The following is a 13013-nucleotide window of genomic DNA, read 5'->3' as shown; positions in this document are numbered from 1 at the left end:
TGTCGCTCCGGTCTACCGGTCTCTCGCCGGCGACGGCGACGGCACATGCGGGGCGATTTGCGGCACCGCGCCGGCCTCGATCAGTTTGCCGATCTCCCGGATCCGCTCACGGGAGCCGCTCCAGCCCTTGACCTTCTCGGCGGTGACGAGCGTGCGCTTGCGCGTCACCTCGATCGTCCACGGCTTGCCGAAGATCGACCGGGCGATCATCACCACCGGGAAGATCAGCAACAGCAGCAGGAACTCGCCCAGGAAGATCATCAGGATCACGATCAGCGGCACCAGCACGATGCCCAGGATGATCATGCTGATCGGATCGTCGCCGATGTCGGTGATGCCGTCCAGCCAATCGATGTCCTTGGCCTTCGCCTTGCGGCGCCACGGCAGCCACTTGCGGCGTACTCGGTACTTCTCACCGGTCGGTGTGACGGCCTTCATCGGCTTCCCCTCATGTTGTGCGGCACACGGCAGGATACTGACGACGGGCGCCGTGGCTTCGTTCCGAATGGGTCCGCCACATCCTGGATGAGACTCGCCCGTGCGTAGCGCACGGTTCTACCATTTTCCGTATGACGCAGTACCTGTCCTTCGTGGCGCTCGCCATCCTCCTGGCGATCGCACCCGGTCCCGACTCGCTGCTGACCCTGCGCAGCACCCTCGTAGGTGGCCGGCGACGAGGTGCCTGGACGGTCGTCGGCATCCTGATCGCGAACATCGTCCAAGGCGTGCTGGCCGCCTCAGGTCTCGGCGCGATCCTGGTGCATGCCGAGACGGTCTTCCGGATCATCAAGTGGGCGGGCGCGGCATACCTCGCCTATCTGGGCTTCCTGGCGATCCGCGCGGCCTGGCGGATGCGCAACGCTGATGCACCGACCGACACCGTGCCGACGCTGCGCCGTAGTCCGTGGTCCGCTGCCCGGCAGGGCTTCCTGTGCAACATCACCAACCCGAAAGTGCTCGCTTTCAACATCGCGGTGCTGCCGCAGTTCGTCGGCGAACACGCAAGCGTGGCAACGCTGTTGACCTATGCGATGACGCTGGCCGCCGTCGGTTGCGTCGTGCTCGTCGCGCTGGTCGCGGTGGCCGGGATCGCCACGCGGGTGCTGCAGCGCATCACGGTGCGCCGCAGCATCGAGGGCGCGACCGGAGTCGTCATGCTCGGCTTCGCGAGCGCGCTCGTCGTCGAGAGCTGACTACAGGCGGCGGTCGCGCAGCACGGGGAACGCTTCGCGAAACTCCCGCACGGACGCCGGGTCGACATCCACGCGCAGGATCTCCTCATCCGCGCCCGCTTCCGCGAGCACCTCGCCACTGGCCGCGATGACCGCGCTGCGCCCACCCATGGCGGTGCCGGCGTGCGTGCCCGCGGTGTTGCAGCCGATCACCAGACATTGGTCCTCGACAGCCCGTGCACGCAGCAGCAGACTCCACGCGTCGGCGCGAGCCTCCGGCCAAGCAGCTGGTATGACGAAAGCCGTTGCACCCTGGTCCAGTTGGGCACGGTAGAGCTCGGGAAAGCGCAAGTCGTAGCAGGTCGACAGCCCCGCCCGCAGCCCAGCGGCGTCCCGCACGACGACATCGGTGCCGGCTTCCATCAGCTTCGGCTCACCACCGGCGAAACCGAACCGGTGGATCTTGCGGTAGGTCCCCGCGATCGAGCCGTTCGGCGCTAAGAGCACGGAGGTGTTCCACAGCGACTTGCCCTCCGGCCCGGTCTCCCCCGAGTCAGGGTGCTCCGCGATCGATCCGCCGTGCAGCCACACACCGGCTTCCCGGGCGGCCCCGGCCAAAGAAGACACCACCGATCCGCTGACGTCCTGTGACCGCGCCGGCCAGTCGCGGTAGGAGAAGCCGCCGGCCGACCACAGCTCCGGCAGGACAACAAGGTCCGCCCCCGCCTCGGCCCGCACCAGATCGCACACTCGAGACGTGCGCTCCTCGAGCGACTCGTCGTCGCCATACGCCAGCTGGATGGCCGCAATCCGCATAGTCCTCAGTCCTTTTCGTGAGTCGACTCGACCCGGGCGCGGGAGGCGAGGTAGTCGTTGTAGGCATTGAGCTCCGCGTCACCGTCCCGCTCGGCCTGCCGCTCGGCGCGCTCGCCCTCGGCACGATCGCTGCGATACCACTCCATCGCGATGAGCATCGCCATCATCAAGGTCGGGAACTCACCGGCACCCCACGCGACGGTGCCGGCCCGTTGTTGGTCGACCAACACATTGGGGACCCACGACAGGTGCAGGACCGTGAAGAGATCGGGCGCGAGCAGCGTGGTGCCGGTCATCATCGCCACGCCGAAGAAGGCGTGAAAAGCGATGGCCACCAACAGGATCAGCAGCCGGATCGGCGGCGCCCAGCGCTTCGGCCCTGGATCGATGCCGACCATCGCATATGCGTAGACGTAGCCGATGAGCGTGAAGTGGGCCACCATCAGCACGTGCCCGGTGTGCGTGGTCAGCGCCAGATAGAACAGCGGTGAGTAGTAGAACGCGATCAGCGTGCCGAAGGACAGCACGGCCGCGATGATCGGGTTGGCGAAGAACGCGAAGACGCGAGAGTGCACGACGGCGAGGATCAGCTCCCGAGGGCCGAGCGTGCCGTCGTGCCGCTTCGGCAGTGCACGCATCGCCAACGTCACGACCCCGCCGCGCACCAGGCAGATCGGCACGAACATCGACACGCCCATGTGCATCAGCATGTGCATCGAGAACATCACGTGCCCGTAGATCGCCGGCGCGGCATCGGTGAAGTAGACGAACGCCGCCCAGCCGCAGACCCACCAGACCGTGCGGGCGATCGGCCACTTGTCACCGCGGCGGTGCAGGCGCCATACCCAGTGCAGGTAGACGCCCAGCGCGATGACGGCGACGGCGGTGAAGAGCCACTCCACCCGCCAGGCGAGGAACCAGCTGCTGGTCTCCAGCGGCGACGGTGTCGGATAGTCGGTGAGCGAGAAGGCGATGTCCGAGGTGTTGAGCGGCGACTCCCCGGACACCGGCGGTTGCGAGCGTGACAGTGCGACACCGAGCCCGATCGCGACACCCATCACGAGGACCTCGATGCCGGCCAGCCGGGCGAACGCCGCCCGGCCCGGCTTCGACGCCCGGTCGGCACGCAGCCGGGCAATGACCTTCTGCCGTTGGAACCAGCCGAGCACGCCGAGTCCCAGCAGCGCGGCGATCTTGGCGAGGACGACGACGCCATACTTCGAGCCGATCCCACCGAACCCGCCCAGGCGGATCCACGCGTTGAGAGCGCCGGACAGGCCGACCATCGCGATGCACCAGGTGGCCACGGTGGAGAAGCGCGCCACGACGTCCGGGGCACCCTTGCCGAGCCGCGACCACATCAGGAGTACGGCGAGCAACCCGCCGACCCACACGGCGACTCCGAGCAGATGGAAGATGAGCGAGTTGACCGCGGCGTCGTGGTCATTGCTGCCGGCGGCGTGGCCGACCAGCGCGAGCGGCCACAGCCCGGCGATCGCGACGAAGAAGAGGCCCGCCTGGATGGCTCGACCGGCGCCGACGAAGCAGACCGCCGCGATGCCCAGCCCGATGAGCGAAGTGATGGCCGGGGCTCGCAGCAACTCCAGTTGCCAGGTCGACTGCCACGCGGACGACCAGAAGCCACTGGATCCGACGTGGGTGCCCGAGACGTCGGCGTAGTTGAAAACCCCGCTGATCGCCCCGCAGATCGCCCATGCGAGGGCGGACCAGGCGGCATACCGGCTGACCCGGATGCGGCGGGCGGTCTTCTCCCCTCGGGCATCAGCAGCCCACCGAGCAGCAACAGGCCGATGGTCAGCGCCATACCCAGCTGGAAGAGAGTCGTCGACAGCGGCAGCCCCCAGCGCACGAGCGCGCCGGCGTCGATGAGCTCCAGCTTCTTGGCGGCTCCGGTGAACTGCAGCGCCACCGCGCAGGCGATCAGGCCGGCCAGAATCGTCGCGGCGAGTGCTCCGGCGCGCGATACGGGGCGGTTCGTGGTCTGACCTGTCACCCGGAAAGCCTAGATCGGCACCTTGGAGGTCTTTCCCTCGGTGCACGGGCAGGAACCGTTTACTCTCGGGGTATGTCGACACGACCGATCCCGCCCGAAGGCCTCGACGAGATGGTCACGGCGTATGCCGAGACCACCCAGGCGGTGCTCGAGCTCGGAATCACATGCCGGCCGGACGATTTCGACCTGCCCACCCAGTGCCCGGGTTGGACGGTCAAGGACCAGATCTCGCACGTCGTGGGACTTGAGTCGGTGCTCGCGGGCGGACCGTCGGATGACGTCACGGTCCCCGACCATCCTTGGCTGCGCCACGACACCGGTCGGTTCATGGAGCAGGCGGTGGAGGCGCGCCGGTCCCGGACAGGGCACGAGGTCGTGCAGGAGTTGGCCCACGTCCTGCCGCGCCGGTTGCGAGCGCTGAGGGATCCGGAGCTGACACTGGACAGCGAGGTGCCGGACCTGCTGGGCGGCCATGGCACCCTCGGCGAACAGCTGCCGCGGCGCATCATCGACATCTGGTGTCACGAGCAGGACTTGCGCGAGGCGCTGGACCGGCCCGGCAACCTCGACTCAACCGCCGCCGCGGCATTCGTCGCCGCCGTGCTGAACGCGCTCCCTCGACGTGCCGCTCGGGCCGGTCTCGAGCCGGGCACCTCGGTGATCATCGAGTGCACGGGACCCGTCCTGGCCCGCGAGGGCGTGCGCATCACCCGGACCTCGGATGGCTCGCTGCGCGGCGAACCGCTCTTCTCCGGTCAGGCGCACGTCGACGAAACCGATGACAGCACAGGCGAACTCATCGTCGTGCCGCCCGGTTCAATGACCACGATCCGGCTCACCACCGAGGCACTGACCCGCCGCGGCGCAGGGCGAGTCGCGGCCGCGGACCTGCGCTACGCCGTCGAGGGCGACGAGGACATCGCCGCGCGCGTGCTCGACGCACTCACCATCACACCCTGATCGGCGCACCGCCCGCGCCCCCGGAACTTCACGGGAACTCCGGCCCCTGAGGCACGGGTGGTCCTCGACTTGATTCATCGGCATTCGATGCATATAGTTGTATGCCGCAAGCAAGTTGTCTGCGTCACATCGGCGCGGCCCGGATCGGCCTGGACCGCGTCCGGCACCCGAAACCCCTTACCGAGCAACGAGGAATCTGCATGCCCGTCGAGCACGCCGTTGCGATGGAGCTGTCGACCGAGCTGATCCAACTGGTCAAGAAGATCGAGGCGATCCGCCATCACTCCCCGCGCGTGCACAGCGGGCTCGAGCCGTCGTCATACCCGGTGTTCTTCGCCCTGGGGCGCGGCCCGGCGCGCGTGTCGGCGCTGGCGGACAGAGTGCACTCCGATGTCTCCACGGTGAGCCGCCAGGTCAGCAATCTGGTCTCCCACGGGCTGGCCGCCAAGGTCTCCGACCCCGACGACGGTCGGGCCCAACGGGTAGCGCTGACCGAGGAGGGCGAAGCGCTCATCCAGCGTCTGCAGGACGGCCGCGGCCGTTGGATCCAGCAGCTGCTCGTCGACTGGGACGACGCCAAGGCGCGGGACTTCACGCGCCACCTGCACGAATTCATCGGTCAGCTCAGCGTCGAGCTCGACCAGGCCCGCGCCCAGGGGGCGGACCTACCCGAATTTCCACCAGCAACTCGAAAGGATGCTTCATGAGCGAGCGGAGCGAGCGCCCAGACAGGCACAGGTTGAATGCTGGCGCCCGACGTAGGAGGGAGGCAGCATGAGCGAGCGGAGCGAGCGCCCAGACAGGCACAGGTTGAATGCTGGCGCCCGACGTAGGGAGGCAGCATGAGCACCCCAAAGCAGCCGCTGCGGCGCCGACGAACGGTGAATACTCGCACCGGCAGATCCTGACGATCCTGTCCGGCCTGCTGCTCGGCATGTTCCTCGCCGCGCTCGACCAGACGATCGTCAGCACCGCGATCCGAACCATCGCCGACGACCTGCACGGTCTGTCGGTCCAGGCCTGGGTCACCACGGCATACCTGATCACCTCGACGATCACGACACCGATCTACGGCAAGCTCGGCGATCTCTACGGCCGCAAGAAGCTCTTCATCTTCGCCATCGCCGTCTTCGTTCTCGGCTCGGCGATGTGTTCGTTCGCCACCTCGATGTACGAACTTGCTGCGTTCCGTGCCTTCCAGGGCATCGGCGCGGGTGGTCTGATGACGCTGACGCTGGCGATCATCGGCGACCTGGTGCCGCCGCGTGAGCGCGCGAAGTACACCGGTTACTTCATGGCGACCTTCGGCACCTCCTCGGTGCTGGGACCGGTCGTCGGTGGCTTCCTCGCCGAGACGAACTCCTTCCTGGGTGTTACCGGATGGCGTTGGGTCTTCCTGGTGAACGTGCCGATCGGCATCCTCGCGTTCTTCGTGGTCTCCGCGACGCTGCACCTGCCGCACGTGCGGCGCGAGGCGCGCATCGACTGGTGGGGCGCCGCCGCACTCGTCGTCGCGCTGGTGCCACTGCTGACCGTCGCCGAGCAAGGTCGCGGCTGGGGTTGGACGTCGGCCACCTCGCTGATCTGCTTCGCGATCACGCTCATCGGCGTCGGGGCGTTCCTCTGGATCGAGCACTCGATGGGCAACGACGCGCTGATCCCGCTGCGCATCTTCCGGCTGCGCGCGGCGTCCGTCACCATCGTCGCCAGCGTGATCGTCGGCATCGGCATGTTCGGTGGTATCACCGTCCTGCCGCTCTACATGCAGATCGTGCACGGCGCCTCGCCGATGACCTCAGGGCTGATGATGCTGCCCATGGTCGGTGGTCTGATGCTGGCCGCGATCATCTCCGGTCTGATCACGGCCAAGACCGGCAAGATCCGCGGATTCCCGATCCTCGGAACGGCTTTGGCCACCATCGGTCTGCTGCTCTTGTGGCTCAATGTCTCCGCCGACTCCAGCCTCGGACTCGTGATGGTCTTCATGTTCATCACCGGTTTCGGGCTGGGTAACTGTATGCAGCCGCTGACGCTGATCGTGCAGAACGCCGTGCCACCGCGCGAGATCGGTGTGGCCACCGCGGCCGCGACGTTCTTCCGGCAGACCGGTGGCACGCTCGGTGTCGCGATCTTCCTGTCGATCCTGTTCAGCACGGTCGGCGACAAGATCAAGGGTGCACTCGGTGCGGCCGTCAAGGCCGACCCGTCGCTGGCGACGCCGGCCAACCAGAAGGTGCTCGGCACGGTCGCTGCGCAGGTGCAGGACGACTCCAACATCCTGCAGCACGTGCCGGCCAACATCGCGCATCCGTTCAAGGTCGGCTTCGCCGACTCGATGGACCTGATCTTCCTGTGCGCGGCGATCGTGATGTTCGTCGGCTTCCTGGTGCTGCTGCTGATGCCGCCGGTCGAGTTGCGCGCCCAGTCGGCCAGTGCGGCCGCAGCGTCGGAAGCCTCAGCGGCAGGAGCGGCGGTCGCGCCGCAGCGGGAGTCGGTCGGCGTGACTGCCGGCGGCTCCGGGCGCCACGAGTCCGACGGTGACAACCCCGCAGACGGTGTGGACGAGTCACTGCCTCCGCGGCACAGCGCGGACTGATCAGTTCGTATGACGAAGGGCGTCCGGCATCCTGCCGGGCGCCCTTCAGTGTTGTCCGATCGGACTACCCTGCAGTGTGCCCGAGTTCACCTGGCGACCGGCCAACGAGGCAACGACCGAAGCCGTCGAGGCGGTCTTCGACACCGGCGGCGCGCGCAGGTGTCGTTGCCAGGCGCTGAAGGCGCCCGGCTGGATCTGGCGGGACACGACCCAGGAGCAGCGGGACGCCAGCCTGCTGGAGCAGACCGGTTGCGGCACCGCCGGGCCTACCTCCGGCCTGATCGGATACCTCGACGGCGAGCCGGTCGGGTGGGTCGCGGTCGAGCCGCGGGAGAACTACCCCCGGGTGTGGAGCCGGCGGAAGTCGTGGATGCGGATGGACCCCGAGCTCGTCGGCGTCTGGTCGGTCACCTGCTTCGTCGTCCGCAAGGGCTTCCGCCGACAGGGCCTGATGTACGAATTGGCCGCGGCCACCGTCGAATACGGCAGGCAGGTCGGTGCCCGCGTTCTGGAGGGCTACCCCACCGAGCCACCGCCTGGGAAGACCGTGATCTGGGATGAGGCGTCGGTCGGTCTGCTGCACGTCTTCCTCGACGCCGGTTACGAGGTGGTGGCATCTCCTACGCTGCGCCGCAGGGTGGTTCGTCACCGGCTCGGCAGACAGGCTCACTCGGAACAGTCGACCGCGACTGCGAGCGCGGCGCAGATCTCACGCGTCCGAACTTGAGCCACTCTCGACTGAATCGAGGCTCACCACGCAGCGTCGCGGGAGTCCGGGTCTCCCCATTCGTCCGGCTTGGTGAGCGGGTGTTCGCCATACGTGCCGTAGTTGGCGTCCAGTTCGGCTGAGCGGTGACGAGCGAGCAAGGCGGCGAGGGCTTCGTCCAGGAGTGCCGCATCCCTGCTCCCGGTCACGTTGCGGGCACCCTCGAGCAGGTCGGCATCCACCGTGGTGCTGATCCATAGGCGAGCCATGCCACGATTTGGCGAGGCCGAGGGTGACGACTTGGACGCCCATAGCGGCGTAGTCTCGCCTGCTGTGAATGGCGCGCTGAGGGTGATCGAGATCGACACCGTGGACGTGAAGGTTGCCGCCGAACTGGCCGCCATTCACGAGGAGTCCGCCACCGCGGCCTACGCACACATCTTCGACTCGCCGTTCCCGCGCCAAGACACACAGACCCGCTGGGCGACCTACACCGGTCGAGTTGCGTTGGCCCAAAGCCACGACCACACAGTCGGATTCGTCGCATGGCAGGACGATGAGCTCGATGCCCTCTACGTCCGACCCGAAGCAGCCGGCAAAGGCGTCGGAACAGCTCTCCTGGGCACGGCAACGAACACCACGCGGTTGTGGGTCCTCGAGGCCAACACTCACGCACGTCGGTTCTACGAGCTGAGCGGGTGGCACGCCTCGGGCCGTGCGCGAAGCGTCTGGGAGGGCGCCAACGAACTGGAGTACCGGCGCCGCCGGTAAGTGCGCTGCTGGGGAGCCAAACCGCAGCGCGCATTCGGGGACTCGTGATCGGCATGCGACTCAGACGATCGGATGCTAGAGCTTGCTCAATTCCTCTTTCAATGCAGCAGCCTGCGCTTGCCGCTCGCCACTCGGAGTTACCTCGATCCAGTGGTCAGGATCAGGCGGCCAGTCGTCGTCTGCCATGACCGGGATGACGTGGAAAGGAACGTGAGGGACCGTCTGCCACGCAGCGATACCGTTGTGCTGCTGAACGTGGATACCGTTCGGGTTAAAGGTGTTTCGAACTGCGGTAGCGACTCGCCTCGTCATGATGGCGACTTCGGCCGTCTCGTCGTCGGTGAGGTCGAGAAAGGTCTCTACATGCCGCGTCGGGATGATCAGAGTGTGCCCGGGCATCTTGCCCAGCGATGACGGGGCAAGGATCACGTACAGCCGGTCGTCGTGATGGACGACACCCGGTGGGCCGTGAGGCGGGACGACACCGTCGAAGTTATCGCAATAGCCGCAGGATCGCTTCGGGACCTCGATCGGTGGGACCACGACGACAAGACTCGCAGTCTGAAGTGCGCGGGCGCGGTCGCCAACGCACAGCGACCCAGCCGAATGACGTACTCGCGAAACCCACGATAGATGCCATGAACGCGAAACTCTGTACGAAAAACACTGTACGCGGCGTTCTGTTCTTGGTACAGTATGGTAGGCGAAAACGCTTACAGGGGAAGGGGATTCACGTCATGAGCATCGGTTCTTCGATACTGGATGGCGTCCCGATCGCGCAGCCTGGTCGTGGACCGGAAGTGCTCGCCGCGTTACAGGCCGCCGCGCAACTGTTGGACGAGGTTCCGGGCGCGGTGCACCAACTCGGCGAGGACCAGGAAGGCGAGTTGGTCTCGACGCTGTTGCGGTTGCACGGTCGGGCTGCCCAGGTAGCCACCGTTGTCACTGCGGACGCAGTAGACCGGGGTGCGGTGACAAAGTCCGATGCGGCCACCACGGCACAGTGGATGGCATCACACGCCAGGGACGGCGTTCCGGTGGAACCCAAGGCGATCCGGGTGATGGCGTCAGTGGCCGATGCGTGCCAGCACCGCAAGAACACCGTGATCGGCCAGGCATTGTTGAAGGGGTCGTGTTCGGTGGAGTCCGCGCGGACCGCGTTGCTCCAAGCGGACAAGGTCGGCCCGGTTATCCCGACGGCCGAGCGTGACGAGGTGCTGAGTTGGTTCCTACGGATCGACCCCTCGCTCGGGTGTGACGGGCTGACGAGGCTGACGCGGGCGATCATCGATCGGTTCGCCCCGGAGAAACTGTCCCAGGACGACGAGACGTTGGAAGGCACCGAATCCTTGTCCTGGTCCACCACTGCGACGGGGATGACCCGGTTGGTCGCGGAGTTGTCGCCGGCGAACGCCGCAATCCTCAAAGAAGCAATCAACGCCAAATCCGCACCCCGGCCCGCGAAACCTGCTGCCGCGACTGACAAAACCGACACGAGGGACGCAGCTGACGAGACCACTCCGGCCACCCGAGCTGACGGCGCCGTCGGGAATGGCGAAGCTGGCCGGAGCCACGGGTCGGGTGCGGCATTCGGCCTCAACCTCGACGACGACGTTGAGGCTGCCGAATCTTCCACCAGTTCTGAACCGGTGCGGGATGAGCGGTCGCCGGGTAAGCGTCGGGCGGATGCGTTGATGGACCTGGTCGGTGCTGGTGCCCGGGCAGCGACCGGGGACGGCACTCAGGCGAGTGCGGCGACCGTGTTGTTGACGATGGGGTTGCAGGAACTGTTGGCCGGCCACGGTGCGACCACCAGCACGGGTGATGTGCTGGATGCGGGTGCTGCTCGCCGATTCGCGTGCACCGCGGACCTGATCCCGGTTGTGTTGGGTGGGCCGAGTCAACCCCTGGATGTGGGGCGGCGAGAACGGTTGGCCACCAAAGCAATTCGGGTCGCAGTCATCCTGCGTGACGGCGGATGTTCTTTCCCTGGTTGTGATCGACCGCCGGGTTTCTGCGAGATCCACCACGTCACACCGTGGTGGGCCGGCGGCGAAACCTCCCTGACGGATTCCGCGATGCTGTGCGGCCGACATCATCAGACGGTGCACCGGCAGGGTTACACGGCTGAGGTACGACCCGACCGCGTCATCTGGGACCCGACACCCGGCCGGATGCCCGGCCACCAAACCGTAGCTGCCTGAGCATCAGCTGGGGTCGGCGTCAGCTCCATTGCCAGTCGATGCCGACGACACCGGGCTCGGCGTCCGGCACGACCACCTGCGCGCGGCGGTCCTGCGACAGGGTGATCTCCCGGCGCACCAGATCCGGAGAATGCGACGTCTTGCGCTGAAACTCCATCACCCGCACCGGCAACGCCGCTGGGTCGAAACGCACCTCGAGCGTGTGATGCGTGATCGGCCATTCATGGAAGCGGAAGTACTCGGTCGTCGCGTGGGTGGCCGCGTCGTGGACGTCATACCGAAGGACTGCGGACTCCCCCACACCCAGGCGCCGATCGAGGAGCAGCTCGGCGACGAGCACTCCTCTGTCGCGGTCGCGAACAACCCGGCCGACCCGACAGCCGCCGATCGCCGACGGCAGTACCTCGTCGATGTCGCCGTCCGACTCGGTCTGGTGCACGATCACCAGGCGATCCGCCGAACGCACCGCCTGCACGGCCTGGACCACGTGCTTCACCCGCAGGGCGCCGCTTGCCGACAACACGACTTCCTCGACCACTCCCGACGTGCGCAGTTGACCGTGCGCGGCGCCGTCGAGCCGTGCGAGCAACTGGGCCAGTGCGTCCGATTCATCGACAACAGCGAAAGGGCGACGTGGGCGAACGGCCGAAAGACGCGCCGGCTCAAGCCTTTCGACCAGCCACCCGGACGGGACACCCAGAACGTCCTCGAGCGCATCGAGTATGGCGACCGACCCATCGCGTGGCACGCGCGCGCCGCTCTGCCAGGTGCTGAGCGTGGCGATGCCGACGTCAAAACCTTTGTCCGCCAGGTGTGCCCGGAGCCGGGACAGCGACAAACCGCGTGCCCGGATTGCGGAGCGCAGCGCGTCGCTGAACTTCAGCCGGCCATCGTCACCACCGTTGCTACCCACCCACGTCACTGTAGGTAAACGTTCACACCTGGTGGTTCAAGGATTCGTCAAGAACGCGGCGCCTCCGGGCGACGGCGAACGCGCGCGTTCACGGCGCGGATCTCACACTCGCAGAGCGGTATTGCGGTGTCGGCAAGAGGCGCGCACGATCCAGCCCATCCACCACCTGCTCCCGGGCAGAAAACCTCAGGAGGTGCACTCAGATGCAGCGAACATCCAAAACCGGTCGTCTGACGGCCATCGCGATTGCAGCGGCCACCGCTGCGCTCGCCGTGGCCGGACCCGCGCAGGCAGCCGACACCCACGCAGCCAGCCCACACACGACGGTCGCCAATGCCGCTACGAGCCAACGCATTTCGCCGCGCTGGGCGGCCACACCCTCGAACTACTACCTCTACATCTACGGCCAGGCACAGGAACAGTCCAACTGGTGCTGGGCAGCCACCGGCAACAGCGTCGCGGCGTACTTCGGCTACGACTACTCGCAGAACCAGTTCTGCGACATGGCATTCGGGCAATCGACGGACACGACCTGCCCCAATACCCAGGCGAACCTCGGCAACGACCAGCAGGCGTTCTCCACCATCGGCATCAATCCCGGGAGCTACATCAGCGGGACGGTCAGCTACAGCACCGTGGTCAACCAGATCAGCAACAACGAGCCGATCATGACGCGGATCGGCTGGACCTCCGGCGGCGGCCACATGATGGTGCTCACCGGCTACGACACCAGCAACAACCAGGTGCAGTACTACGACCCGTGGCCCTCGGACTCGCGGTTCAACGTGTCGACATACAACTGGTATCGCTCCAACTCGCAGTTCACCTGGACCCACACGCTCTACGGGATCGGAGCCTGAC

14 protein-coding genes are annotated in these 13013 nt (G+C 66.7%); 8 read left to right on the top strand and 6 right to left on the bottom strand.

The annotated features are described in order from the left end of the window. Positions 1-12 precede the first annotated feature (12 nt). A complete protein-coding gene (locus tag ACFQDH_RS06905; protein ID WP_382399754.1) occupies positions 13-438 on the bottom strand; it encodes a hypothetical protein in 426 nt (141 codons plus the stop codon). 131 nt (positions 439-569) lie between these two features. Between ACFQDH_RS06905 and ACFQDH_RS06900 the strand changes: the two genes are divergently transcribed. Next, positions 570-1193: a LysE family translocator gene (locus tag ACFQDH_RS06900; protein ID WP_382399752.1), complete on the top strand. Its 624-nt coding sequence runs from the start codon at positions 570-572 to the stop codon at positions 1191-1193. Here ACFQDH_RS06900 and ACFQDH_RS06895 read toward each other — a convergent pair whose 3' ends face one another. Further along, on the bottom strand, positions 1194-1988 hold the full coding sequence (locus ACFQDH_RS06895; RefSeq protein ID WP_382399750.1) for a carbon-nitrogen family hydrolase: 795 nt from the start codon (positions 1986-1988) through the stop codon (positions 1194-1196). 5 nt (positions 1989-1993) lie between these two features. Then, positions 1994-4084 carry a bifunctional copper resistance protein CopD/cytochrome c oxidase assembly protein gene (locus tag ACFQDH_RS06890; RefSeq protein WP_382399748.1) on the bottom strand — a complete coding sequence of 697 codons (2091 nt, stop codon included), beginning with the start codon at positions 4082-4084 and terminating at the stop codon, positions 1994-1996. Here ACFQDH_RS06890 and ACFQDH_RS06885 point away from each other — a divergent pair. The 4 genes from ACFQDH_RS06885 to ACFQDH_RS06870 all read left to right on the top strand — a co-directional run bounded on the left by ACFQDH_RS06885 (position 4075) and on the right by ACFQDH_RS06870 (position 8285). After that, positions 4075-4962 (top strand): maleylpyruvate isomerase family mycothiol-dependent enzyme, encoded by an 888-nt coding sequence (locus ACFQDH_RS06885; protein WP_382399746.1) that lies wholly within the window; start codon positions 4075-4077, stop codon positions 4960-4962. The genes ACFQDH_RS06890 and ACFQDH_RS06885 overlap by 10 nt on opposite strands. 200 nt (positions 4963-5162) lie before the next feature. Further along, entirely contained in the window at positions 5163-5669 is a 507-nt protein-coding gene (locus ACFQDH_RS06880; RefSeq protein ID WP_382399744.1) for a MarR family winged helix-turn-helix transcriptional regulator, read from the top strand. 107 nt (positions 5670-5776) lie between these two features. Continuing rightward, on the top strand, positions 5777-7558 hold the full coding sequence (locus ACFQDH_RS06875) for an MDR family MFS transporter (RefSeq protein ID WP_382399742.1): 1782 nt from the start codon (positions 5777-5779) through the stop codon (positions 7556-7558). 76 nt (positions 7559-7634) lie between these two features. Then, positions 7635-8285: a GNAT family N-acetyltransferase gene (locus ACFQDH_RS06870; RefSeq protein WP_382399740.1), complete on the top strand. Its 651-nt coding sequence runs from the start codon at positions 7635-7637 to the stop codon at positions 8283-8285. Positions 8286-8308: 23 nt separating this feature from the next. Here ACFQDH_RS06870 and ACFQDH_RS06865 read toward each other — a convergent pair whose 3' ends face one another. After that, positions 8309-8533, bottom strand: coding sequence for an antitoxin MazE5 (locus ACFQDH_RS06865; protein ID WP_382399738.1), 225 nt, complete (start codon positions 8531-8533; stop codon positions 8309-8311). Between the two features lie 64 nt (positions 8534-8597). Between ACFQDH_RS06865 and ACFQDH_RS06860 the strand changes: the two genes are divergently transcribed. Next, entirely contained in the window at positions 8598-9035 is a 438-nt protein-coding gene (locus tag ACFQDH_RS06860; RefSeq protein ID WP_382399736.1) for a GNAT family N-acetyltransferase, read from the top strand. A gap of 75 nt (positions 9036-9110) precedes the next feature. On the opposite strand, the gene ACFQDH_RS06855 is transcribed toward ACFQDH_RS06860, so the two are convergent. After that, on the bottom strand, positions 9111-9578 hold the full coding sequence (locus ACFQDH_RS06855) for an HIT family protein (protein WP_382399734.1): 468 nt from the start codon (positions 9576-9578) through the stop codon (positions 9111-9113). A gap of 194 nt (positions 9579-9772) precedes the next feature. Here ACFQDH_RS06855 and ACFQDH_RS06850 point away from each other — a divergent pair, with 194 nt between their 5' ends. Beyond that, positions 9773-11239: an HNH endonuclease signature motif containing protein gene (locus ACFQDH_RS06850; RefSeq protein ID WP_382399732.1), complete on the top strand. Its 1467-nt coding sequence runs from the start codon at positions 9773-9775 to the stop codon at positions 11237-11239. 19 nt (positions 11240-11258) lie between these two features. On the opposite strand, the gene ACFQDH_RS06845 is transcribed toward ACFQDH_RS06850, so the two are convergent. After that, the gene (locus ACFQDH_RS06845) at positions 11259-12152 is read right to left on the bottom strand and encodes a hypothetical protein (protein ID WP_382399730.1); all 894 of its coding nucleotides are present in this window, start codon (positions 12150-12152) and stop codon (positions 11259-11261) included. A 203-nt stretch (positions 12153-12355) separates the two neighbouring features. Between ACFQDH_RS06845 and ACFQDH_RS06840 the strand changes: the two genes are divergently transcribed. Continuing rightward, complete coding sequence (locus ACFQDH_RS06840; RefSeq protein ID WP_382399728.1) at positions 12356-13012, top strand: papain-like cysteine protease family protein; 657 nt, start codon at positions 12356-12358, stop codon at positions 13010-13012. Position 13013 lies beyond the last annotated feature (1 nt).

Origin of the sequence: Flexivirga alba (assembly GCF_042661025.1) — a bacterium.
In the GTDB taxonomy this organism is placed as follows: domain Bacteria; phylum Actinomycetota; class Actinomycetes; order Actinomycetales; family Dermatophilaceae; genus Flexivirga; species Flexivirga alba.
The sequence above is the reverse complement of the archived record's forward strand: the minus strand, read 5'-3'. Positions and strand labels throughout refer to the sequence as shown.

What these genes read in the sequence shown, in the direction of transcription:
- ACFQDH_RS06905 (WP_382399754.1), bottom strand. Translation starts at nt 438, where the DNA reads ATGAAGGCCGTCACACCGACCGGTGAGAAGTACCGAGTACGCCGCAAG.
- ACFQDH_RS06900 (WP_382399752.1), top strand. Translation starts at nt 570, where the DNA reads ATGACGCAGTACCTGTCCTTCGTGGCGCTCGCCATCCTCCTGGCGATC.
- ACFQDH_RS06895 (WP_382399750.1), bottom strand. Translation starts at nt 1,988, where the DNA reads ATGCGGATTGCGGCCATCCAGCTGGCGTATGGCGACGACGAGTCGCTC.
- ACFQDH_RS06885 (WP_382399746.1), top strand. Translation starts at nt 4,075, where the DNA reads ATGTCGACACGACCGATCCCGCCCGAAGGCCTCGACGAGATGGTCACG.
- ACFQDH_RS06880 (WP_382399744.1), top strand. Translation starts at nt 5,163, where the DNA reads ATGCCCGTCGAGCACGCCGTTGCGATGGAGCTGTCGACCGAGCTGATC.
- ACFQDH_RS06875 (WP_382399742.1), top strand. Translation starts at nt 5,777, where the DNA reads ATGCTGGCGCCCGACGTAGGGAGGCAGCATGAGCACCCCAAAGCAGCC.
- ACFQDH_RS06865 (WP_382399738.1), bottom strand. Translation starts at nt 8,533, where the DNA reads ATGGCTCGCCTATGGATCAGCACCACGGTGGATGCCGACCTGCTCGAG.
- ACFQDH_RS06850 (WP_382399732.1), top strand. Translation starts at nt 9,773, where the DNA reads ATGAGCATCGGTTCTTCGATACTGGATGGCGTCCCGATCGCGCAGCCT.
- ACFQDH_RS06840 (WP_382399728.1), top strand. Translation starts at nt 12,356, where the DNA reads ATGCAGCGAACATCCAAAACCGGTCGTCTGACGGCCATCGCGATTGCA.